The 22,223-nt window shown below is 61.8% G+C and carries 19 protein-coding genes; 5 read left to right on the top strand and 14 right to left on the bottom strand.

Translation table 11 applies throughout. From position 1 onward, the window contains the following. Positions 1-87 precede the first annotated feature (87 nt). The 5 genes from MKS11_RS07325 to codB form a co-directional block, all read right to left on the bottom strand. On the bottom strand, positions 88-897 hold the full coding sequence (locus tag MKS11_RS07325) for an inositol monophosphatase (protein WP_043521680.1): 810 nt from the start codon (positions 895-897) through the stop codon (positions 88-90). A gap of 121 nt (positions 898-1,018) precedes the next feature. Further along, entirely contained in the window at positions 1,019-1,969 is a 951-nt protein-coding gene (locus MKS11_RS07320; RefSeq protein WP_074186556.1) for a LacI family DNA-binding transcriptional regulator, read from the bottom strand. A 145-nt stretch (positions 1,970-2,114) separates the two neighbouring features. Beyond that, positions 2,115-3,353 carry a cytosine deaminase gene (gene codA / locus MKS11_RS07315; RefSeq protein ID WP_032455710.1) on the bottom strand — a complete coding sequence of 413 codons (1,239 nt, stop codon included), beginning with the start codon at positions 3,351-3,353 and terminating at the stop codon, positions 2,115-2,117. Continuing rightward, the gene (locus tag MKS11_RS07310) at positions 3,350-4,585 is read right to left on the bottom strand and encodes a PucR family transcriptional regulator ligand-binding domain-containing protein (RefSeq protein WP_049093803.1); all 1,236 of its coding nucleotides are present in this window, start codon (positions 4,583-4,585) and stop codon (positions 3,350-3,352) included. The genes codA and MKS11_RS07310 overlap by 4 nt, the downstream gene beginning before the upstream one ends. Further along, the gene (gene codB / locus MKS11_RS07305) at positions 4,582-5,844 is read right to left on the bottom strand and encodes a cytosine permease (protein ID WP_087771316.1); all 1,263 of its coding nucleotides are present in this window, start codon (positions 5,842-5,844) and stop codon (positions 4,582-4,584) included. Before codB ends, MKS11_RS07310 begins: the two co-directional genes overlap by 4 nt. 451 nt (positions 5,845-6,295) lie before the next feature. Here codB and MKS11_RS07300 point away from each other — a divergent pair, with 451 nt between their 5' ends. From MKS11_RS07300 to MKS11_RS07290, 3 genes are read left to right on the top strand one after another with little or no spacing between them, the layout of a single operon-like run. Next, complete coding sequence (locus MKS11_RS07300; protein ID WP_004885806.1) at positions 6,296-6,904, top strand: methylthioribulose 1-phosphate dehydratase; 609 nt, start codon at positions 6,296-6,298, stop codon at positions 6,902-6,904. 12 nt (positions 6,905-6,916) lie between these two features. After that, positions 6,917-8,413 (top strand): FGGY-family carbohydrate kinase, encoded by a 1,497-nt coding sequence (locus MKS11_RS07295; protein ID WP_004885807.1) that lies wholly within the window; start codon positions 6,917-6,919, stop codon positions 8,411-8,413. After that, a complete protein-coding gene (locus MKS11_RS07290) occupies positions 8,410-9,438 on the top strand; it encodes a 2-hydroxyacid dehydrogenase (protein WP_004885809.1) in 1,029 nt (342 codons plus the stop codon). The genes MKS11_RS07295 and MKS11_RS07290 overlap by 4 nt, the downstream gene beginning before the upstream one ends. Before the next feature lie 35 nt (positions 9,439-9,473). Here MKS11_RS07290 and MKS11_RS07285 read toward each other — a convergent pair whose 3' ends face one another. Genes MKS11_RS07285 through MKS11_RS07265 form a run of 5 tightly spaced genes read right to left on the bottom strand, consistent with a single transcriptional unit; the run spans position 9,474 to position 14,941 of the window. Then, positions 9,474-10,415, bottom strand: coding sequence for a carbohydrate kinase family protein (locus MKS11_RS07285; RefSeq protein WP_043521668.1), 942 nt, complete (start codon positions 10,413-10,415; stop codon positions 9,474-9,476). An 11-nt stretch (positions 10,416-10,426) separates the two neighbouring features. Continuing rightward, positions 10,427-11,431, bottom strand: coding sequence for an ABC transporter permease (locus tag MKS11_RS07280; protein ID WP_004885814.1), 1,005 nt, complete (start codon positions 11,429-11,431; stop codon positions 10,427-10,429). Continuing rightward, positions 11,428-12,417, bottom strand: coding sequence for an ABC transporter permease (locus MKS11_RS07275; RefSeq protein ID WP_004885817.1), 990 nt, complete (start codon positions 12,415-12,417; stop codon positions 11,428-11,430). The genes MKS11_RS07280 and MKS11_RS07275 overlap by 4 nt, the downstream gene beginning before the upstream one ends. Further along, complete coding sequence (locus MKS11_RS07270) at positions 12,414-13,916, bottom strand: sugar ABC transporter ATP-binding protein (RefSeq protein WP_074186536.1); 1,503 nt, start codon at positions 13,914-13,916, stop codon at positions 12,414-12,416. Before MKS11_RS07270 ends, MKS11_RS07275 begins: the two co-directional genes overlap by 4 nt. A gap of 44 nt (positions 13,917-13,960) precedes the next feature. Beyond that, complete coding sequence (locus tag MKS11_RS07265) at positions 13,961-14,941, bottom strand: sugar ABC transporter substrate-binding protein (RefSeq protein WP_259596117.1); 981 nt, start codon at positions 14,939-14,941, stop codon at positions 13,961-13,963. A 408-nt stretch (positions 14,942-15,349) separates the two neighbouring features. Between MKS11_RS07265 and MKS11_RS07260 the strand changes: the two genes are divergently transcribed. Beyond that, complete coding sequence (locus MKS11_RS07260) at positions 15,350-17,659, top strand: molybdopterin-dependent oxidoreductase (RefSeq protein ID WP_048323370.1); 2,310 nt, start codon at positions 15,350-15,352, stop codon at positions 17,657-17,659. A gap of 126 nt (positions 17,660-17,785) precedes the next feature. Here the strand turns inward: MKS11_RS07260 and MKS11_RS07255 are convergent, their stop codons facing one another. Then, a complete protein-coding gene (locus tag MKS11_RS07255; protein WP_004885825.1) occupies positions 17,786-18,328 on the bottom strand; it encodes an acireductone dioxygenase in 543 nt (180 codons plus the stop codon). Further along, entirely contained in the window at positions 18,325-19,014 is a 690-nt protein-coding gene (gene mtnC / locus MKS11_RS07250) for an acireductone synthase (protein WP_004885828.1), read from the bottom strand. Before mtnC ends, MKS11_RS07255 begins: the two co-directional genes overlap by 4 nt. Before the next feature lie 141 nt (positions 19,015-19,155). On the opposite strand from mtnC, the gene MKS11_RS07245 reads away from it, so the two are divergent. Next, on the top strand, positions 19,156-20,301 hold the full coding sequence (locus MKS11_RS07245) for a pyridoxal phosphate-dependent aminotransferase (RefSeq protein WP_074194562.1): 1,146 nt from the start codon (positions 19,156-19,158) through the stop codon (positions 20,299-20,301). Here MKS11_RS07245 and MKS11_RS07240 read toward each other — a convergent pair whose 3' ends face one another. Together MKS11_RS07240 and MKS11_RS07235 are read right to left on the bottom strand one after the other, a co-directional pair. Beyond that, positions 20,302-20,928, bottom strand: a complete 627-nt coding sequence (locus MKS11_RS07240; protein ID WP_023319959.1) for a ParB/RepB/Spo0J family partition protein — start codon at positions 20,926-20,928, stop codon at positions 20,302-20,304. Beyond that, positions 20,913-22,136: a phosphoadenosine phosphosulfate reductase gene (locus MKS11_RS07235; protein WP_017899082.1), complete on the bottom strand. Its 1,224-nt coding sequence runs from the start codon at positions 22,134-22,136 to the stop codon at positions 20,913-20,915. The genes MKS11_RS07240 and MKS11_RS07235 overlap by 16 nt, the downstream gene beginning before the upstream one ends. Between the last annotated feature and the right edge of the window lie 87 nt (positions 22,137-22,223).

Below are 22,223 nucleotides of genomic sequence, written 5' to 3'. Positions count from 1 at the left end.
GCCTGACTGATTGATGTGGTTCGTCCGTGAATGAAGTTATCGTTACTGTGTAGAGTACATAATCAGAAATAGCCTGACCCGTAAGGGTTAATGTAATGGTTGTGGGATCATCTTTTTCAGCTGCGGGTAGAGCGTTGAGCTGGCCAGCAGCAGCGGGTTGCCGCGCTGGATCCCCTCCTGCGCCAGAAAATCGTTGCTGGCGCCGCCCGCTTCGCGCATCAGCACCAGCCCCGGCAGGGCGTCCCACGGGTTCATGTGCGGCTCGTAGTAGCCAATCAACCGGCCTGCCGCCGCCCAGGCGCTCATCAGCGCGCCGGAGCCGTTGCGGATAAACATGCCGCCGTCGCTGAGCAGCGCCTGCAGAAACGGCAGAAAGTCCGCCGGGGTGACGCGATGCGAGGTGCCGACGCCCATCACTCCCTCCCTGACCGTCGCCGCGGGGTGCGGACGGATCGGGGCGTCATTGAGCCAGGCGCCATGACCCCGCAGGGCGTGAAACAGCTCGCGATGGTTGGGGTCGTAGACCACGCCGATGACCGGTTCGCCGTCGGCGACGATCGCCAGCGACAGGCACCAGGTGTGCAGGCCGTTGAGGAAACAGCTGGTGCCATCGATGGGGTCGACTACCCACAGCACTCGCGCGTCGGGCAGGCGGGCGCCACTCTCTTCGCCGAGAAAGCCATCCTCCGGAAACGCGCTCTGAATGCGCTGTTTCACAAAGGCCTCCACCCGCTTATCGGCCACGCTGACCACGTCCTGCAGGTCGTCGCCTTTATGGTCGACGGTCAGCGCTTCGCGTTGCTGATAGTATTCAAACGCCAGCTCAGCCCCTGCTTTCGCCAGCTCGCAGGCCAGGCGGTAGCGGGCCTGTAGCGCTTCTGATTCCTGAGATTGCATATTGACTCCCTATTTTGCACACGTGTGCATTTTGCGTGAAAAAAACAGCCCCGAAGGGCCGAATGAGTGTGGCCGGGTTTCGCAGAAGATTCTGTGATCGCTCCAGCATAAAATGATTTTTTCATTTCGCACTTTGACGAATAATTAATTTCACCGGCACTTCGCGATGGCGCGAGGGCAGGCTGAAGCGGGCGATCCGCGTCATTAACAGATCCACCGCGTGGTGGGCCAGCAGGGCGGTATTCTGCTGAATGGTGGTAAGCTGGTAGGGTTGCCAGTCCGCCTGCGGGATATCGTCAAAGCCGACGATGGCCGGCAGCGGGGCAGCGGCGTCCCGCAGGCCGTCCTGGGCGCCCAGCGCCAGCATATCGGTAGCGCAAAACAGCGCTTGCACCCCGGGGTTTTCAGCAACGAATTCTCTGGCAGCCTGGTAGCCAGCCTGATAGCCGCCGCCGTCGCAGAAGCGGCTGGTCACCGTCATGCCCGACGTCTGCGCGATGAAAGCGTCATAACGCTGGCGGGTGCTGAAGTTCTCGCGATTTTCGCCTATAAAGCCAACCTGCCGCCAGCCTCGACGACTGAACAAGCCCGCCACCAGCTTCGCCCCCTGGGCGTTATCGCTGCACACCCGGTCGCAGCCGGCGAGATCCGCATGACGGTTGATCAGGGTGACGGGGATCTTGCGCGCCAGATACTCTTCTGCCAGCGACAGCGGCGGCGCGCCGGAAGTGATGATCACCCCGGCGACGTGGTAGCTCAGCAGTTGCTTAAGCGAAGGGGCGAGCTGCTGCGGATCGTCAGCGTTCATCAGCAGCGGCATAAAGCCGTTGAGCGCCAGCTGATGGACCAGCGGCGCCAGCAGTTTGCTGCGAAACGGGTTGTCGAAACCGGCGGTGACGATGCCGATAAAATTACTGCTGCCGGTGATCATCGTCCGGGCGATGATATTCACCTGATAGCCCAGAGCTTCCGCGGCGTTCAGCACCTTCTGCCGGGTCTTCTCCGACACCGAGGCGCCGGGGGTGAAGGTGCGGGAGACCGCCGAGCGCGAGACCCCGGCCAGTCTGGCCACGTCCTCGGCCTTAATCCATTTTTTATCGCTCATCGTCGTTTCGCGCCGTCTGTTTTCCAGGAAGCCGACGCCCGGACGGGCGTCGGTCACGCACACTGCCTGAAAAGGTATCACAGAAAGGCGCCGACGCGCAGCGCCTTGCGCCTTATGCCGGATAGCGGATGTGCTCCACCTCACGCTGCAAAATCACCTTGCCGTGGCGAATGGAGGTCAGCACCCGCGCCTGGCGGCGGACGGCCTCGTAGTCGTTTTCCGCATCGAGGATCAACAGGTTAGCCGGGCGGCCTTCGGCGAGGCCGTAGTTATCGCCCAGACAAAGCGCCCGGGCGCTGTTGTCGGTGACGAAGTCGAGACAGCGCTGCAGATCGTCATAGCCGAGCATATGGCAGATGTGCAGTCCGGCATCCAGAATGCGCAGGATATTGCCATTCCCCAGCGGATACCACGGATCCTGAATCGAGTCCTGAGCAAAGCAGACGTTGATGCCGGCGCGATCCAGCTCCGCCACCCGGGTGACGCCGCGCCGTTTCGGCCAGCTGTCAAACCGGCCCTGCAGATGAATGCTTTCGGTCGGGCAGGAGATAAAGTTGATCCCCGAGGCTTTCAGCAGGCGAAACAGCTTCGAACAGTAGGCGTTGTCATAAGAGCCCATCGCGCAGGTGTGGCTGGCGGTAACCTGCGCCCCCATACCGCGCACCCGGGCCTCTTCCGCCAGCACTTCGAGGAAACGCGACTGCGGATCGTCGATTTCATCGCAGTGGACATCCACCAGGCGGCCATAGCGCTGGGCGAGGTCCATCAAAAACATCACCGAGCTGACCCCTTTGTCGCGGGTATTCTCATAGTGCGGAATGCCGCCCACCACGTCGGCGCCCATCTCGATGGCGCGCGTCATCAGCTCCCGGCCGTTGGGATACGATTCGATCCCCTCCTGCGGAAAGGCGACAATCTGTAGATCGATGAGATCGGCGGCCTCTTGTTTCACCGCCAGCAGCGCCTGCAGGGCCGCCAGCGACGGGTCGGTGACATCCACATGGGTCCGGACGTGCTGAACGCCGAAATCGCGCAGCATGCCGATGGTTTTCAGCGCCCGCTGGCGGGTGTCCTCCGGGGTAATGCTCGCTTTGCGCTGGCTCCAGCGGGTGATGCCTTCAAACAGGGTGCCGCTGCGGTTCCACTCCGGCTCGCCCGCGGTTAGGGTGGCGTCAAGATGGATATGCGGCTCGACGAAGGGCGGGATCGCCAGCCGACCCTGGGCGTCGATATCCCCGGTGTCGGCGGTCCGCATCGCGGTTTGGGCGGTCATGCCGCGAATGATGCCGTCCTGCAGCTCAAGGGTAAACAGCGCCTCCTGGCGGCGCAGGCGGGCGTTAACAATTTTCATGGTTGGTCCTGTAAATGGTTTTGCGATAAACGCCAGATCACCAGCGCGACCGAGGCGTTGAGATGAAACTGAGGGTGGCTGACCGGGTAGCCGGTCAGTTTTTCAATACGCTGTATGCGCTGATGCAGGGTGTTGCGATGGAGACCCAGCCGGTCGGCGGCTCGTACCACGTTGCCGTTCTCCTGCAGCAGCGTCTCGAGGGTCTCCAGCAGCAGCCACGGCGCTTTACGGCCCGGCTCGATCAGGCAGCCCAGGGTGTCGTGCATAAAATCGTTGAGCAGCGCCGGGTCGCTGACCGCGGACAGCAGTTTGATAAACCCCAACTGCTGATAGTCGCTGATGCGCTGGGTCGGCCGCAGGGTTTCGCACAGATCCAGCGCCTGGCGCGCCTGCGACAACGCCCGCGGGTAGCCCTGCAGCTGCCTGACCGGCGCCGAGAGGCCGCAGAGCAGTGACAAACGCTCTTCCCCCTCCGCCAGCGTCTGCAGCCACTGCTGCAGCCACTTTTTCTGCTGAAAGTCTTCCCCCTCCTCATCCGGCAACAGGAAAAGGAACATGTTGCTGCGTTCCAGAAGCGGGAAGGGGTTGCCCTGCTGGTTGAGCTGCTGCTGCAGCTGCTGGCGCACGCTGCGGTGGGCCTGCTGCAGCCAGGCTTCGGCCTGTTCGGGCGGGAACTGGCGAAACAGGCGGGACAGCCCCTCCAGGCGCAGCGCCGCCAGCCGCAGCGGGCGGGTAAAATCGAGCTGCTGGTGGAGGGCGCGCTGGTGAAGCATCTGCAGGTCCGGATAGTCGCCGGTGACCAGCTGCATCAGGATGTCGCGCTGCGACTGCAGGGCGTTTTCGCTGCGGACCAGCGCGGTGCCGACCCGCTCGGTGACAATCACCATCTTCAGCAGGTAGGGCTGCTCGATCAGCGGAATGCCCAGCTCGTCGGCGAGGGCGATCAGCGTGGCGGGAATGGCGTGGATATAGGCCTCGCCGGTGAGGATCACCATCCCGGCGATGCCGCGCTGTTTGCCCTCCATCAGCAGCTGGATCAGGTTGGCTTCATCCCGGGGATGGTTGATGCCGGTGATAAAGACCAGCTCGCCGCCCATGATCCACTCGGCGATATGCTCATTTTCCGCCACGTAGTACCAGCGTACCGCCCGCTGCAGCCCTTGCTTTCCCGCCCGCAAACGCAGGGCGGAGAGTCCCTCAAGGGCCAGCAGTTCGCTGACTGTCAGGCTCATTGCTCTTGCTCCGCGACGGCGGCAGGCTGACGTTTGCTGACCATGGTCAGGGCGATATAGACCAGCGCGGAGACGGTGATCCCCACCAGCGGCGCGATCCACGGTGACAGATAAGCCACCACCGCGCCGGCGGCGTAGGCGCCGAGTCCCGGCCAGTTAAAACGCGGCAGGCAGGCGTTCTGCAGCAGGGGATAGCGCCCGCCGCGGGCGAACCAGTAGTCGGCGAGAATCACCCCGCCGATGGGCGGGATAATGCTGCCCAGCAGCACAAGGAACGGGATCAGCATTTCGTACATTCCGCCAATGGCCAGCACAATGCCCACCCCGGCGGCGGCGAGGGTCAGCGTGCGGCGGCGTTCGCTGCGCAGCAGATGGCAGGCGGCGGCGGAGACGTTATAGATGGTGGGGCCCTGGATGGTCAGCAGGTTGAGACACAGCATGATCACCGCGGCGACTGATAGCCCCTGCAGGATCAGCACTTCGACGATATCGGCCTGTTGATAAACGATGGCGCACCAGGCGCCGGCGACGATCATCAGCCCGTTGCCGATGAGGAAGCTGCCCATGCTGGCGAGAATGGCGGTCCGGCTGGAGTTGGCCAGCCGGGTCCAGTTTGTCGCCTGGGTGGCGCCGCTGGCGAAAGTGCCAAAGACCATGGTGATGGCCGCCGACCAGGTCATGGTGTCGCTCGGTGTAATGCGGGTCATCGCCTGCCAGCCGCCCGCGTGGTGCAGCGCCAGATACATGGAGACCACCAGCAGCACGAACATCAGCGGCACCGACAGGCGCGACAGCGCGTCCAGCCCCTTGTAGCCCACCAGCGCGGTGACGCAGAACAGAATGCCAAACAGCACCATCAGCGGCTGGGTCAGCGCCTCGGGCAGGGCGAGGATCTTCACCAGCGAGATAGCGACCGTGGCGGTCCCCCAGGCGTACCAGCCCAGCTCGGCAAAGCCAAGGATAAAATCGGCCAGCTTGCTGCCGATCTCCCCGAAGCAGAACCGGCCCATCAGCACCGTATTCAGGCCGCTGCGCGCGGCAATCCAGCCCAGCGATGCGGCATAGAGAGCCAGCAAGGCGTTGCCGATGACGGCTATCCACAGCAGATTGACGATGGAAAAGGAGACGCCGAGTTTGCCGCCGGCAAACATCGTGCCGGTGAAAAAGGTAAAGCTGAATAACACCATGGCGATGGAAAATACGCCTTTGCGTCCGGCGACAGGCGCTTCGACGAGGGGAAAATCATTGCTGTTTGACATCCTGGAACCTCTGGCTGGTAGATGAGCGGTGATTGCCGGAAGTAGCAAGAGATGTGCCAGGAAAAACCGGGCATGAGGAATAGCGCATAGTGTGCAATGTGCACGGTTATTGAGGGATTCAGGAGGAGTAATGCCATTTTAGTGTGCATCCTGCCATGTTTTGCACCAGTCCGGGGCAGAGGAGGGCGGCGACGGCATGCCTGGCGCAGAAGGAGAATTTCAGCCAGCACAATCCGCCAGCGTTGTGGCGCCAGGCAGCAGGGGATCGTAGCGGATTCACTGCGGTTGGTTAAATTGCTGTGAATAAAGGTTATTTAATATGCATTTATGATATAACCATTTATCTTATGTGTGTTTCCTGAAATATTGTTCCCTCCGGTTAGCGGTGTTAGTATCGGATAAATAGCCATTTAGACGGCTAAACAAATCATCGCTAACCTAAGGAACTGCTATGTGGCAAGAAAGACTCGCGCAACTGGTCACCACCTGTCATTGGATCGGCGCGAAAGGCTGGGCGCCGGCGACCGGCGGCAATATGTCGGTGCGTCAGGATGATACCTGGTGCTGGCTAAGCGAGTCGGGCCGCGATAAAGGCAGCCTGACGACCGAGGATTTTCTGCAGGTGGAGATCGCCACCAATCAGGCCCCTTCCGGACGGAAACCGTCGGCGGAGACCGGCCTGCACACCCTGGTCTACCGCCTGTTCCCGGAGGCCAACGTGGTGCTGCATGTGCATACCGTCAATGCCACCGTGCTGTCGCGCATCGAAAAAAGCGACACGCTGGCGCTGCAGGGGTATGAAATGCAGAAAACCCTCAGCGGGCAGCACAGCCATCTCGATACCGTTCCGGTCCCCATCTTTGATAACGATCAGGATATTGACGCCCTGGCGGCGCGGATTGCCGATTATGCGCAAACCCGCCCGCTGCGTTACGGCTTTCTGCTGCGCGGACATGGCCTGACCTGCTGGGGGAAAGATATTCAGGAGGCCCGCCGGCAACTGGAGGGGCTGGAGTTCCTGTTCGAGTGCGAGCTGATGCGCCGCCGCTACGAGCCCTGAGCCGGAGCAGGTATGGATTTTTATCTTGGTATCGATATCGGCACCTCCCGGGTGAAAGCGGTGCTGTTTGATCAGCATTTCACCGCGCGCGCCAGCGCTGCGGAAAACACCTCCCCCCGCCTGTCGGCCAATGGCTACGCGGAACAGGATATGACCCAGCTGTGGCATTCGGTGCTGGCTATTCTGCGCCAGATTGCCCGCCACCCGGCGCTGCAGGAGGGGCGGCTGCGGGCCATCGGCCTCGCCGGGCAAGGGGAGGGGGTCTGGCTCAGCGATGCGCAGGGCGAACCGGTGGGGCCGGGGATCCTGTGGAGCGATACCCGCAGCCACGAGCTGATGAGCGAACTGCTGCGCCGGCCCGGTTTTGACCGCCGCTATTTCGCCGATACCGGCACCCACCTGCAGCCCTGCAATACCAGCCTGCAGCTGTACTGGCTGAAACAGTATCAGCCGGAGCGGCTGGCGGCCGCGCGCTATCTGTTTTTCGCCAAGGACTGGATCCGCTTTCGCCTGACCGGCGTGGCGGCGCTGGAACTGACGGACGCCAGCAGCTCATTACTCAATCAGCAGAGCGGCAGCTGGTCCTCGGTGGTGATGAACGAGATGGGGCTGGACGAACTGCTGCCGCTGTTTCCCCCTCTGCTGGCCCCGGACGCTCCGGCCGGTACGCTGAGCGACGCGGTGGCGGCGCTGACCGGACTGCCCGCCGCGACGCCGGTGGCCGCCGGGGCGCTGGATGTCTGTAGCGCAGCGCTGGGCTGCGGCGCGGTCAACGAAGGGGATATCTACACGATCCTCGGCACCACCTGCTGTACCGGAATCGTTTGCCGCGGTCCGCAGACGGTGAACGAGGCGACGCGCTTCGTCACTCACACCGAAGCCGGGCAGGTGATCTCGCTGTTTCCGATGCAGGCCGGTACGCCAAACATTGACTGGCTGCAGCAGCATATTTCGCTGGACGCCGATCTGGGTCGGCTGGAACAGGCGATCGCGGAGGTGGAGCCAGGCAGCGGCGGCGTCTTCTGGCAGCCGTATCTTAATGGCGAACGCGCGCCGTTTTACAGCCCTGACGCGCGGGCCGGCTTTATCGGCATTAGCCCGCACACCACCCGCGCCGAACTACAGCGCGCGGTGTTTGAAGGCCTGGCCTTCGCCATTGTCGATGCGCTGCAGGGTTATCCCCAGGGCGGCGAGCTGTATCTGACCGGCGGCGGCGCAGCCTCGGCCACCTGGCTGCAGATTATCGCCGACTGTACCGGGCGCACGGTGGTCTCCAGCGCCTTTAATGAACTAAGCGCGCGCGGTGCGGCGATTCTGGCGGCCCGCAGCGTCGCGGCGCTGGCCGAGACGCCTCCGCTGGCGCAGACCCGCTATCAGCCGCGCCCTCAGGCGCATGCCCGCTACGCGGCGCTGTATCCCGTTTATCGCCTGCTGCGTGAGCAGATGCTGCCGGTATGGCAGGCCAGGCAGGCCGCTCTTCAACGTCTTTCTCAGGAAGTACAACCATGAAAATCGTTTTTACCGCCGAGCATGCTGGCGACCTTAGCGCCTTCCACCAGCTGGGTGAGCTGCTGGTGGAAGGGTGGGCGCTGGGCAAACCGAAACTCAGCGCCGGTCAGCTGATTGAGCTGGCCCACGACGCTGAGGTGCTGGTGACCAGCTATGATGAGGTGACGGATGCGGTGATGGCCGCCTGTCCGCGCCTGCAGGTGATCGCCTGTACCCGCGCGAATCCGGTGAATATCGATACCCAGGCCGCGCAGGCGCGCGGCATCCGGGTACTCTACACCCCGGGGCGCAATGCCGATGCCGCCGCGGAGCTGACGCTTGGCCTGATGCTCAGCCTGGCGCGCCATATTCCGCAATCCCATGCGGCGCTGAAGCGGGGGGAATTCACGCAGGCTGACAATGCCGCCGCCGCCACCCAGCAGGGGCTGCGCCGGGATGTGGTCTGGGACGTGAGTCCGGAAAGCCCCTATGAAGTGTTTAAGGGCAGTGAACTGCGCAATAAAACGCTGGGCCTGGTGGGGTATGGCAACATTGGCCGCCGGGTGGCGCGTATCGCCCGGGCGTTCGGCATGGCGGTGCGGGTGGTGGATCCGTTCGTCGCCGCAGAGGATATCAATGAGCCAGGGCTACAGAAAACCACCCTGGAGGCGCTGTTCCGAGAGGCGGATATCGTCAGCCTGCATCTGAGCAGCGGGCCGCACAGCGACGGGCTGGTGAATGCGGCGCTGTTAAACAGCATGAAGCCCGGCGCGCTGCTGATCAATACCTCCCGCGCGGCGGTGGTCGACGAAGCGGCGCTGATTGAGGCTCTGCGTCACGGCCCGTTGGGCGGCGCGGCGCTGGACGTGTATCATCGCGAACCGCTGTGGCGCGATCACCCTTTTGTCACCGAGTTCGATAACGTGATTATCACGCCGCATATCGCCGGGGCCACCCGGGAGAGTATCGCCAAACACACGGCGATGATTGCCGCCGATCTTCAGCGCTATGTCGCCGGGGAGCCGCTGCTGTACCAGTGGCGTTAAGCCGCTTGCGTCGCCGCGGCGGCGCGGGCCCGGCGTCAGGGGCGATGGGCCGCCATAAAAGCCTGGGTCTGTTCCCAGTCTACCACCCCGGCATCCGAGCCCATCCCGGTCGCCACCAGCGCGGCCACCGCCGAGGCGACGTCGCACGCCGCTTTCACGCTGAGCCCGCGCGCCATCGCGGCAATAAACCCGCCGCAGTAGCTGTCGCCGCAGCCGGTGGTATCCACCGCCTCGACGGGCCACGGCGCAATATGCTCCAGCGCGCCATCGCGGCCGATAAGCCATGAGCCGTTCTCGCCGTCTTTCAGAATGCAGGTGCCCACGCCCAGCGCAAAGAAGAAGCGGGCGATGGCCTCCGGCTGCGTCTCCCCGGAGAGAAAGGCGGCTTCCTCCAGCGAAGGCATAAAATAATCCACCGACGGCAGCAGGGGCCGCAGCAGTTCCAGGGTGTGTTCATTCGGCGCGATAAGGTCAAAGCTGGTGGTGACTCCACGCGCTTTGGCCGCCTGCAGCAGCCGTGCGCTCTGTCCCTGGTCCATTGCCGCCAGCAGTCCGCTCCCGCCGTGATGCAGGAAGCGACAGTCAAGGACGGCGTCAAATTCCGCTTCACTGACGAACAGGGCGTCAGACGCGCCCCGGCAGTGCAGGGCCGGACGTTCGCCGTTGGGGCGAATCGGCAGGATCGTCGCCGAGGTCTCCTTCAGCGCGGTGCGCTGGATAAGCGAGCAGTCAATGCCCAGCCGGGCATAGCTGGCGAGGATAAAGTCGGCCTTTTCATCTTCACCCAGGCAGGCCACCGCCGCGGTGCGGATCCCGAGCTTCGCGGCGTTAATATTAGCCCCCGCAGCGGTGCCGGCGGGGTTGAGGCGAATTTGCTCAATAAAAGCGACGCCACCGCGCGGCGGGATCGCCACCACCGGGCGCCCGGCAATATCCAGAATAGTCAGGCCGACAAATACGGCGTCAAAGGTTGCCATCGTTCTCCCGTTTAGCGATGCGTTTGGCGCAGACGCGCCTGCCAGAAGGATAGGGCGAGGGCCACCACCAGAATCACGCCGACCAGCGCGTCCTTCACCAGATAATTGAGGCCCATCAGGTTCAGACCATTATCAATAATGGCGAGGAACAGCACGCCGCCGAGGGTGCCGGCGATGCTGACCCGGCCCAGACGGTTAAAGGCGGTGCCGATAAACACCGCCGCAATGGCGTCCATCAGGTAAGACTGCCCGGCCAGCGGGGTAAATTGCCGCAGGTTGGCGGAGAGGATCACCCCGCCGACGGCGCAGAGGGCTGAGGCGGCCACCAGCACGCCGAGCATGGTCAGGCGATCGCGGATCCCGGCGATGCGCGCCGCTTCGCTGTTCTGACCGATGGCGCGGATATATTTGCCCCACAGGGTGCGCTCGGTCACCAGCCAGGCCGCCAGCCACAGCACCAGCACGATCGCTACCGGCGTGGGGATCCCGCCAAGGTTACCCACCGCCAGGTCGTGATACTCGGGAGCCATCCGCCGATAGGCTATCGCGCCGCCGCCATCGGTATAGATACGTTCGGCGCTGCTGGCGATAAACCAGGTGCCGAGGGTGGCGAGGAAGGGGCGGATCCGGCAGATGAGGATCAGAAAGGCATTGAGCAGGCCAATCAGCACCCCGCCGAGCAGGGCGCAGCCCACCGCCGCCTGCCACGGCAGATGCCAGGTTTTCAGGGCGACGAGAGCGAAGGCGGCGCCGAAATCGAGCGCCACGCCCACCGACAGGTCAATCGCCCCGGCGCTGACAATCAGGGTCATCGCCATCGCCACAATCAGCAGGATCGCGCTGCCCTGCAGCAGGTTGGCCCAGTTATCCACGGTTAAAAATACTGGATTCGCCCAGCCGAACAGGGCGATGGCCAGCAGGGTGATGATGCCGAATCCGGCCCGCGACAGCCAGGCCAGCGGGCTGCTGGCCGTCTGTTCCGCAGGAGCTGGGGTTTTCAGAGTGATTTGGCTCATGCCTCGCCTCCTTTGTGTCTGACCGCCGAGGCCGCCAGTACCACCAGGATCAGGCCGCCTTTAATGGCGCCCATCCAGAAGATATTGACCCCCAACAGGCCGAGTCCGTTAGAGAGGGCGTTAACCAGAATCGCCCCCAGCAGCGCGCCCCAGATGGTGACTACCCGACGGCGGGAGAAGGCGGCGCCGATAAAGGTCGCGAGCACGGTTTCCAGCAGCAGCGGCGTGGCCGTTCCGCTGGAGCTGCCGGAGCCCTGGCTGAGCAGCGGCAGAATAGCCAGCCCGGCGGCGATGCCGGCTAACAGCCAGACCTGCAGGGTTAAGCGGCGCACGTTCAGGCCGCTCATTTGCGCCATATCGCGATTGCCGCCCACCGCCTGCACATGCTGACCGAAGCGGGAGTGATGGAGCAGGAACTGGAACAGGATAAATACCCCCAGCAGATAGACCAGCGGCCAGGGCAGGCCGAGGAGGCTGTTATCGCGAAAGGCGACCATCAGCGGATCGCTGACCGCGATGCGCCGCTGGCCGGTCAGCAGGTCCGTCAGGCCGGTAAACGCCACGGAGGTCGAGAGGGTAGCCAGCAGCGGCGGCAGGCCGGCCGCCAGCACCAGGAAGCCGTTGATCGCCCCGCAGAGCAGGCAAACCGCCGCCAGCAGCGCCAGCAGCAGGAGATACGGCGTGTGCCATTCGGCCAGCCCGAGGCTGAGCAGCGCGACGCCGAGCACCGCCGTCGCCGGCAGGGAGAGGTCGATGCCGCCGGAGACCACGTCATCTCCGCCAACGGCGATGACGCAGACCAGGCCGAAACAGAGGATCGCCAGCGGAACGCTCTGGACCAGCATCAGGCTGATATTTTGCCAGCTGAGGAAGTAGGGCGACTGCACGCTCAGCCACACCAGCAGCGCCAGAAACAGGATCAGGGGGAATTTTTCAACAAGCGTCGCCAGGCCCGGACGGCCGCGACGCTGGATAGCGGTATTCATGGTGAAGGCTCCTGTCCGCCGTTGATCGTCACCAGCAGGGCGTCGAGGGTCAGCCCGCGGGTGGGCAGATTGGCCGCCAGCGCACCGCGCCAGAGGACGAGGATCCGGTCGCATAGTCCGAGCAGTTCGGTGGCGTCGCTGGAGGAGACCAGCACCGCCCGCCCTTTATCGGCCAGCTGGCGCGTACGTTGATAAATATCGCGGCGGGCGCCGATATCAACCCCGAGGGTGGGTTCATCGAGAATAAACAGCCGGGCATCGGTGCCGAGCCAGCGGGCGAGGATCGCTTTTTGCTGGTTGCCGCCGCTCATGTAGCGTACCGGCAGTGCCGGGCGACCCGGGCGGATCGCCAGCTGTTCTATCCAGTCGCGCGCTTTCCTCTCGGCGATCCCCCGCCGCTCCCAGCCAAAGGTGGCGGTCTCCGGCAGCGAGGCGAGATTAATATTGTCGGCGGTAGTGAAGGAGAGGATAAGCCCCTGATGGCGGCGGTCGCGCGGGACCAGCGCCATTCCGGCGCGGATCGCCTGCTTTGGCGTACGGATTCGTCGCGGCAGGCCGTCGAGATGGATAGTGCCGCGCTCCGCCGGACGCAAGCCGTAGAGTAAGTCCACCAGCACATCGCGCCCGGCGCCGAGCAGGCCGGCGACGCCGACGATCTCCCCCGGGTGAATATCAAAAGAGAGATCCTGCAGCTGCCGTCCGTCGCTCAGCTGGCGCACCGAGAGCAGCGGAGCCTCCCCGTTGTCTGCCGCCGGGCGCTGGCGCGGAGTATACAGCTGGTCGATTTCCCGGCCGACCATCATGGCGATCAGCGCCTCGGTATTCTGCAGCAGGTCGCGGTCGGGATAACCGACCACTTCCCCGTTGCGCAGCACAGTGCCACGGTCGCAGAGGCTGGCTATCTCATTGAGATAGTGGGAAATATACAGAATGGCAATGCCCTGGTCGCGCAGGCGCAGGATGGCGGAGGTGACCAGACTGGCCTCCTGGGCCTCGAGGGGGGCGGTGGGCTCATCGAACACCACCAGCCGCGCCGCGCCGTCGATCAGCGCGCGGGCAATCTGCACCAGCTTGCGCTCGGCCAGGCTCAGGTCTCGCACCAGACGTTCGGGGTCGATCGCCAACTGCCAGTTTTGCTGGAAAAATTGCGCCGTGGCGGCCTTCATCCGTCGGCGATCCAGCGCCCCCCAGCGGGTGCGATACTCCTGGCCCAGAAACACCGATTCCGCGACGGTAAAGTGCGGGATCAGGTTGAGCTCCTGGTGGATAACGCGGATGCCGGCGGCTTCGATGGCTGCCGGGTTGCCGAGGGGCAGCGGGCGACCGTCGAGGGTCGCGCTGCCGCTGTCGGCCTGATAAACGCCGGCGAGGATCTTGATCAGCGTCGATTTACCGGCGCCGTTCTCGCCAATCAGGCCATGAATCTCCCCCGGATTGAGGCGCAGGGTAACCGCATTAAGCGCCATTACGCTGGCAAAACGTTTGCCGATCTGGTCCATGACCAGACCCGCGGCGGGGCGCTCCCCGCCAGGGTGTTGATTTATCACTGCAGTTCGCCGTATCCCAACTGTTTATACACCGCTTTCGCTTCCTGCGGACCTTTCACCGGTATCACCGGGATAAAGGTTTGCACCGGCAGTTTCTGACCGGCAAAGTAGCGGGCCACATTGTCGGCGGAGGTCTGGCCGATCAGATGCGGCTGCTGCGCGACGTTAGCCACGAAGGGGCTGCCGGGCTCCGCCATGATCTCCAGCGTTTCCGGACCGGCGTCGATGGCCGTCACTTTCACGTCCTTATCACGGCCGGTCTCTTCCAGCGCCTGGACGATACCGATGGCCGGTTGATCCCAGCAGGCGACATGGATGGCGTCCAGTTTGCCTTTCGGATACTGGCTGAGTAATTCGAGGGTTTTCTTCCGCGCGTCTTCCGGCGAGTTGGCGAACTGTTCCGCGAGCTCGGGCTGGATAATATGAATACCCGGGTAATCCTTAAGGACATATTTCCATTGATCGTAACGAATTCCGCAAATACGCAGCGCGCTGGAGAACGCATTAAATACAGCGACGTTGCCTTTACCACCTAATTCGCCCGCCATGTAGCGACCGATGGTGGAGCCCAGAGTGTAGTTATCGGAGGTGGTATTATTGACCGAATATTGTGAAACATGATCCACGGTGAATACCGGGATACCAGCATCACGCAATGCTTTAAATTTGGGTTCGACGGCGCTGTCGCCGAGAATACTAATTACCGCATCCACCTTGCGTGACAGTAAAATATCGTGATTATTGGCATGAACCTGGTTATCCCGGCCGCCATCGACGCCAATGACTTTGCCTCCCAGTTTCTCCACTTCCTCTGTCGCGCCTTTAAAAGCTTCGCGATCCCAGAAATGCTGGGTGCCTACTACGGCAACGCCAATGGTTTTTCCCTGTAAGGAGAGGGTATCAGCGGCAGTGACGCTCAGCGAGGCAAGGGAAAGCAGTCCCAGCGCGGCAGGCAATAATTTTCTCTTCTGCGACATTGTTATTATGATCCTGTGATGAAGGTGGTTGCGGACCGGTAGCATGACAAGAAGCACCTCGCCACCTCAAATACAAAATAAGTCTAAGTTATGCCGGCAATGTTATATCGCGGAAACGCCAGAGAAAAAGTTTATTTTGTCATGAAGAACCTGAAAATATTTCATGATGGCGGATAAGCCTTTTTATTTTGTGGTTTTATTTTTGGCTTATTCCGTGTTTATTTAGCAGATAAAGACAATTTTCTGTTTATTATGAGTGTATGGGAAATACGGCATCTACAGAGAAAAAGAGAAGATTGCGCGGGCTAAAGCTTTTTTTAGCAGCGCAATGTCTGGCCGGGTAAGCAATATTACCGCATTTCCCCGCTTTATTTTAACGAACCTTAGGCTGAGAAGAACGCGGGCGCTATGAAGAAACAGCATAATTATACGGTGATGCACTGGGGAACCTGGCAGGTGGAGAGCCGCGAGGGCGAGATCGTGGCGGTTAAGCCGGTGCCCTGGGATAAAAACCCTTCACGCATCGGTCAGTCGCTCCCCGACGCGGTGACCAGCCAAACGCGCATTCGTCGCCCGGCGGTACGCGCCGGCTATCTGCAGCACGGGCCGGCGTCACGAGAAGGGCGAGGCAAGGAGCCCTTTGTCGAAGTCAGCTGGGAGGTGGCCCTGGACCTGGTGGCTCGCGAGCTGCGCTCGGTCAAGGCGCGCTGCGGCAATGAGGCGATTTACGGCGGCTCCTACGGCTGGGCCAGCGCCGGGCGCTTTCACCATGCGCAGAGCCAGCTGCACCGTTTTCTTAAGGGCTTTGGCGGGTATACCGCCAGCACCAATACCTATAGCAGCGCCGCGGGCGAGCGTATTCTGCCGCATATCCTTGGGCCGCTGAGCCCGCTGCATCGTCAGCATACCCATTTTTCCGAGCTGGCGCGGGAGTGTCAGCTGTTTGTCGCGATTGGCGGCCTGCCGCTGCGCAATGCCCAGGTCAACGGCGGCGGCGCCAATGACCATATGTTGCCGTACTGGCTGGATAAGATGCAGGCCAACGGCACGCGGTTTATTAATATCAGTCCGGTGCGCAATGACCTCAGCGCGGTGCCCGACGCCGAGTGGCTGGCCATTCGGCCGGGCACCGATACCGCACTGCTGCTGGCGCTGAGCTATGTGCTGATCGCTGAGTCCCTCTACGACCAGGCGTTTATCGCCAGCCATACCGTCGGGTTTGCCCCTTACCGCGCGTATCTGTTGGGCGAGCATGACGGCATAGCGAAAACACCGGCGTGGGCGGCGGCAATTACCGGCCTTGACGCCCAGCGCATCGCCGAGCTGGCGCGGGAGATGGCCCGCCACCGGACGATGGTGAATATCTCCTGGTCCATCCAGCGCGCCCGTCAGGGGGAGCAGGCCTACTGGGCGACGGTGGCCCTGACCGCGCTGCTGGGACAGATCGGCACGCCGGGCGGCGGCCTCGGGTTTGGCTATGCCTGTACCAACCTGGCGGGGGCGGTGCGAAAAGCGTTTTCCGGCCCGCGCTTGCCCGCCGGCGAAAATGCGGTGGACAGCGTTATCCCGGTGGCGCGGCTGTCCGATATGCTGCTGCACCCGGGAGAAGCCTATGAGTTCGACGGTCAGCTGCTGCATTATCCCGACATCCGTCTGGTCTACTGGGCGGGAGGCAATGCGTTTCACCATCACCAGGATATTAACCGACTGTGCGAGGCCTGGCGCCGTCCGGAGACGGTGGTGGTGCATGAGCAGTACTGGACCGCGCAGGCCAAATTCTCTGACATCGTCCTGCCGGCTACCACCTCGCTGGAGCGAGAGGATATCGGCAGCGGCGGTCATGACGGATTTATGATTGCCATGAGCGCGCAGATCCCGCCGGTGGGCGAGGCGCGTGATGATTACGCTATTTTCCTCGATCTTGCCGGGCGGCTGGGCTTCGGAGAACTGTTCAGCGAGGGGCGGGACGCCGGGCAGTGGCTGCGCCATCTCTATGAGGAGTCAAGGCCGCGGGCGCAGGAGGAGGGCATTGCGCTGCCCTCGTTCGAGGATTTCTGGCAGCAAGGGGTGCTGGAATACAGTGCGCCGGAGCGGCCGCAGGTCTTTCTCGCCGATTTTCGCGCCGATCCGCAGCGCTATCCGCTTTCCACGCCCTCCGGCAAGATTGAACTCTTTTCCTCTACCGTCGCCGGGTTTGGCTATCGCGAATGCCCTGGCCATCCCTGGTGGGATGAGGAAGAGGCTGCCCGGCAACGACTGGAGGCGGCGCGCTGGCCGCTTCATCTGCTCTCCAGTCAGCCACGCGCCCGCCTGCACAGCCAGTATGATCACGGCAGCGTCAGTCGGGCGACGAAAATTCAGGGACGCGAGCCGCTGTGGATGCATCCGCGGGACGCGCAGGCAAGAGACATCCACGAAGGCAGCGTGGTGAAGGTGTATAACGACCGCGGGGCGATTCTGGCGGGCGTGCATTTGAGTGAACAGATTTTGCCGGGGGTGGTACAGATGTCCACCGGCGCCTGGTATGACCCTCTGGATCCGAATGAAAAAGGAACCCTCGATAAGCACGGTAATCCCAACGTGTTAACCGAGGATCGCGGCAGTTCGCGCCTGGGGCAGGGCTGTAGCGCCCAGAGTTGTTGGGTGGAAATCGCCCCGTGGCGAGAGGAACTGCCGCCGATCACCGCCTTTGACCCGCCGAAGTTTATTGCGGTTTAAGCGTGGGAGGATCGCCGGCGGCGGGGCGGGTAGCCCGGAGAAGGCGCAGTATGCGCCGCCTCCGGGAAAGCGCGGTCCAGGCAGTTTAAGGCTCCTGACCAGGCGGTAATGGATGACAGGACGACGTTACGCCAGCCGTGGGTAGGCGCTGGCGATATCGTCGCCGGTAAACTGGGCGATCCAGCCTTCCGGGTTATCAAAAATGCGAATGGCGGTGAAGTTCGGTTCTGATCCCATATCAAACCAGTGCGGAGTGTGGGCAGGAACCGAAATCAGATCGTTCTTTTCGCACAGCACCTGGAACACCTCGTCGCCAATGTGCAGGCAGAACAGACCGGCGCCCTCGACAAAAAACCTGACCTCGTCTTCGCCATGGGTGTGCTCATTCAGGAATTTTTCCCGCAGCGCCTCTTTCTGCGGGTTATCGGCGCGCAGGCTGATGACGTCCCAGCTCTGATAGCCCTTTTCGGCGACCAGTTTGTCAATCGCATGCTGATAGGCGGCAATCACCGTTTCTGCGCTGGGGTCTGCGCCGAGGTCGCGGTCGGCCTGCCAGCGTTCGAAACGGACGCCTTTGGCGTTAAGCTGCTCCTGAATCGCTTTGGCGTCGGTGCTGTGCCAGACCGGCGTTTGCGGATCGGTCACAGAAAATAGGGTTAATGCGCTCATGCTGGGATCTGCTCCGGATGAATGTCGTCAAAACGCTGAACCTGAGGGTGGTGGCTTGCCGGGTCGCGATCGCCGCGTACCAACTGGACAGTGCGCAACCCCGCGGCTTCGGCGGCGTCGAGTTCCTGATGGATATCCGACAGGAACAGGATGGCCCCGGGGGCGTGGCCCAGGTGTTCAGCAATGTTGCGGTAGGACTGCGCTTCGCGTTTAGCACCTACCAGGGTATCGAAATAGCCCGTAAACAGATGAGTAATATCACCTTCATCGCTGTAGCCAAATAACAATTTCTGCGCTGCCACGGAGCCAGAAGAATATACATACAAATCAATGCCCTGTGCTTTCCATTTCTCCAGCGCCGGCAGCACGTCCGGGTAGAGATGGCCGGTAAAGTCGCCGTTGAGGTAGCCATCGCGCCAGATGATCCCCTGGAGTGCCTTCAGCGCAGTGGATTTACGGTCTTCGTCCATAAAGGCGAAGAGGGTAGCAATCAGGTCGGCGGTGCTGGCGGCGGGGGAGTCTGTCTCTCGGCGCAAGTTGTCGAGAATCGTTCTCACCGGCTCAGCGTGCTGTTGAGCGGTCACAAAGCCGGCCAGTCGTTCGCGGGCGTAGGGGAACAGCACGTTATGCACGAAGCGGATATCGCTGGTAGTGCCTTCGATGTCGGTCACGATGGCGCGGATCATGGTTTCTCCAGAGTGGGCGTAGCGTGGAATAACATTAGCATTTAGACGTCTAAGCGTCTTGATTGCCAAATATTAACATCGTGTTATAGTGGCTTCAACAACAGCATTACAATCGGTACAAAAAGAATGAGTAATAACCCATTGATTCCAGAGAGTAAACTCCCGTCACTTGGCACCACCATTTTTACCCAGATGAGCGCTCTCGCCCAGCAGCATCAGGCCATTAACCTGTCTCAGGGCTTTCCCGATTTTGACGGCCCGCGCTATCTTCAGGAGCGTCTGGCGTACCACGTGGCGCAGGGGGCGAATCAGTATGCCCCGATGACCGGCGTGCCGGCGCTGCGCGAGGCGATCGCTGACAAGACGGCGGAGCTGTATGGATATCGACCCGACGTCAACAGCGATATCACGGTCACCGCCGGGGCGACGGAGGCCCTGTACGCGGCGATCACCGCCCTGGTGCGCCGTGGCGACGAGGTGGTCTGTTTCGATCCCAGCTACGACAGCTATGCTCCCGCGGTGGCGCTGGCCGGCGGCGAATTACGCCGTATTGCCCTTCAGCCGCCGCATTTTCGCGTCGACTGGCAGCAGTTTGCCGCGACGCTGAGCGACAAAACCCGGCTGGTGATCCTCAACACCCCGCACAACCCCTCGGCCACGGTCTGGCAACGCGAGGATTTTGCCGCCCTGTGGCAGGCGATAGCCGAACGTGAGATCTATGTTCTCAGCGACGAGGTCTATGAGCATATCAACTTTGCCGAAAACGGCCACGCCAGCGTGCTGGCGCATCCGCAGCTGCGCGAGCGGGCGGTGGCAGTCTCTTCGTTTGGCAAAACGTTTCATATGACCGGCTGGAAGGTTGGCTACTGCGTGGCCCCGGCGGCCATCAGCGCGGAGTTGCGTAAGGTTCATCAGTATCTGACCTTCTCGGTGAATACCCCGGCGCAGCTGGCGATCGCCGATATGCTGCGCGAGGCGCCAGAGCACTATCTCGAGCTGCCGGCGTTTTATCGTGAACGCCGCGATCTGTTTATTGAGGCGCTGCGCCCCAGCCGGCTGAAACTCCTGCCCTGTGAGGGCACCTACTTCCTGCTGGCGGACTACAGCGCCCTCTCCGATCTTGACGACGTGAGCTTCTGCCGCTGGCTGACGACAGAGGTTGGGGTGGCGGCGATCCCGCTCTCCGTCTTCTGCGCCGACCCGTTCCCGCACAAGCTGATCCGTTTGTGCTTCGCTAAACAACCGGAGACCCTGCTGGCCGCGGCGGCGCGTTTGTGCCAGCTATAGTTATTTAATGGTCCATGCCTGAGAGAACTGGCGGCCGGCGAACATTTCCGTCAGGCCGCTGATTTGCTTCAGACGCAGTACCTCATCGGCATCCATCCCCAACTCTTTGCCGATCTTTTGCGGTGTCCAGCCGAGCCGGGTCAGCTCGCGCACAATCTCCGACATGGCGTGGATTTGGTGACGTCCCCGCGCCCGGTTGTGGCGTATGGTTGCCGCCATCAGCCCATCGCGGGAGGCGGTTTCATTCGGCAGACAGGTCACCGGCAGATAGCCTCGCAGGGTTTTCTTCAATGACGCTTTGCTGCAGGCCAGTTCATGACGGTGAAAACCATCGACAATGGTATACGCCTGCGGACCCTGGCGGATGACCACCACCGGCTGGGTAAAGCCATCGGCTTCCAGCGAGGTCTGCAGCAGACGTTTTTCCGGCGGCGCCACGTTGTTCGGATTGTAGTCATTGGGGGCGACCTGCTCCTGTTTGACCCACAGCACGCAGTCAACCGGCTGGGAGCGGAAGGGGCTGCGCTGGTGGAGCACATGGCGAAACGCGTTGATAGCCTCGATGCGCGCTTCATCATCCAGCGTTTGCAGGAAAGCGTCCAGCGCCTGCGTTAGTTGTTGTTGCATAATATCCCCCATTGTTGGCGATGTTTTTCCATACGTTTTCGGTAGCGCTGATAGTGGCTGCTTTTGGTCGGACTGAACGAGAGCTGACGGCACCAGTAGTCGTTATTGAGCAGCACTTTGCAGACTCGTCGCCAGGAGGGGATATCCTTTGTGCCAATGTCCCCGGGCTGGGTGTCGGGAATATCTTCCATCCCTTTTTTCTGATACCAGCGCAGGTAGACGGCGATTTTATTGCGATAGTGCTCGGCGGTGGTTTCCGGCATGCTGTCGAGCAGGAAAAGAGCATAGCTTTTCCATGTCAAATGGTCGGGTTTGTCGATTTTTCGGTGACCGTAGAACTGATTGTCATGCCCGGCATAGACGCCGCCGCTGTGCGCGCCGCTGACCCGCTGACACATCGCGGCCCAGCGTTCCGGCTCCAGCACATGGTACAGCCACAGCCCCTGGCGCTGCTCCGGACCGAAGGGTTCGCAGATGCGCATGTAGCGCAGCGGCACTCCGGCCTGATACATCAGATCGTACAGCGGATTATAGGGCTGGCCGCTTCTGGCAAACCAGGTCCAGATATCGGCGGTTTTCCAGTCATAGAGCGGATAGATGTACCAGGCGTGCCCTCCCGGCGCCGAGGTGGTCCACGGTTTATCGTCGGCGAAGCGCTGTTTGCGCTGGGAAGAGATGGTCATAAAGCGATTCAGCGACTCATCAGCCCGAATGCCCACCAGCACGGCGGCGGGCCGCCGCTGGGAAAACCACTCGGCAAAATGGCTGACGAAGGCCTCAAAGCTCATTCCGGGTTGGTAGAAGGGGAAATAATCCGGGTGGGCGATCGCCCCTGGCGGCGGCTGGCGGACCCAGCGGGTTCCGGGCTCCCAGCATTGCCATTGCGGCTTATACTGCGTCAGGGCATTTTGGGTCGTGAGCGGCAGGGCGACCCAGTAAAAGGTGTCGATGACATCCTGATACAGGGCGCGCAGTTTTTCACAGTGGGCGATGGTGCAAGAGAACTGTGCTTCCCAGTCAATAAACAGTACGCTGATTTTCTTGCCCTGTAACCGAGCTGCCTGCGCGGTTAAATGCAGCATAACGGTGGAGTCTTTTCCGCCAGAGAAAGAGACGCAAACGCGTGAAAAATTATCCAGAACCCATTGGATCCGCTGCTCCGTCGCCTGCAGCACCGACTCCGGTAAGGGATATTTGATAAACGACATGACCATTAATCCTTTAATACGAGATATTCCCATTTGGTCAGTATAAACGATGAGGGTCGGGAGTTTAATGGTCGTTTTTTTTATTCG

The sequence above is a fragment of the Klebsiella sp. K5-45 genome (genome assembly GCF_030128605.1).
Classification (GTDB): domain Bacteria; phylum Pseudomonadota; class Gammaproteobacteria; order Enterobacterales; family Enterobacteriaceae; genus Klebsiella; species Klebsiella quasipneumoniae.
The sequence above is the reverse complement of the archived record's forward strand: the minus strand, read 5'-3'. Positions and strand labels throughout refer to the sequence as shown.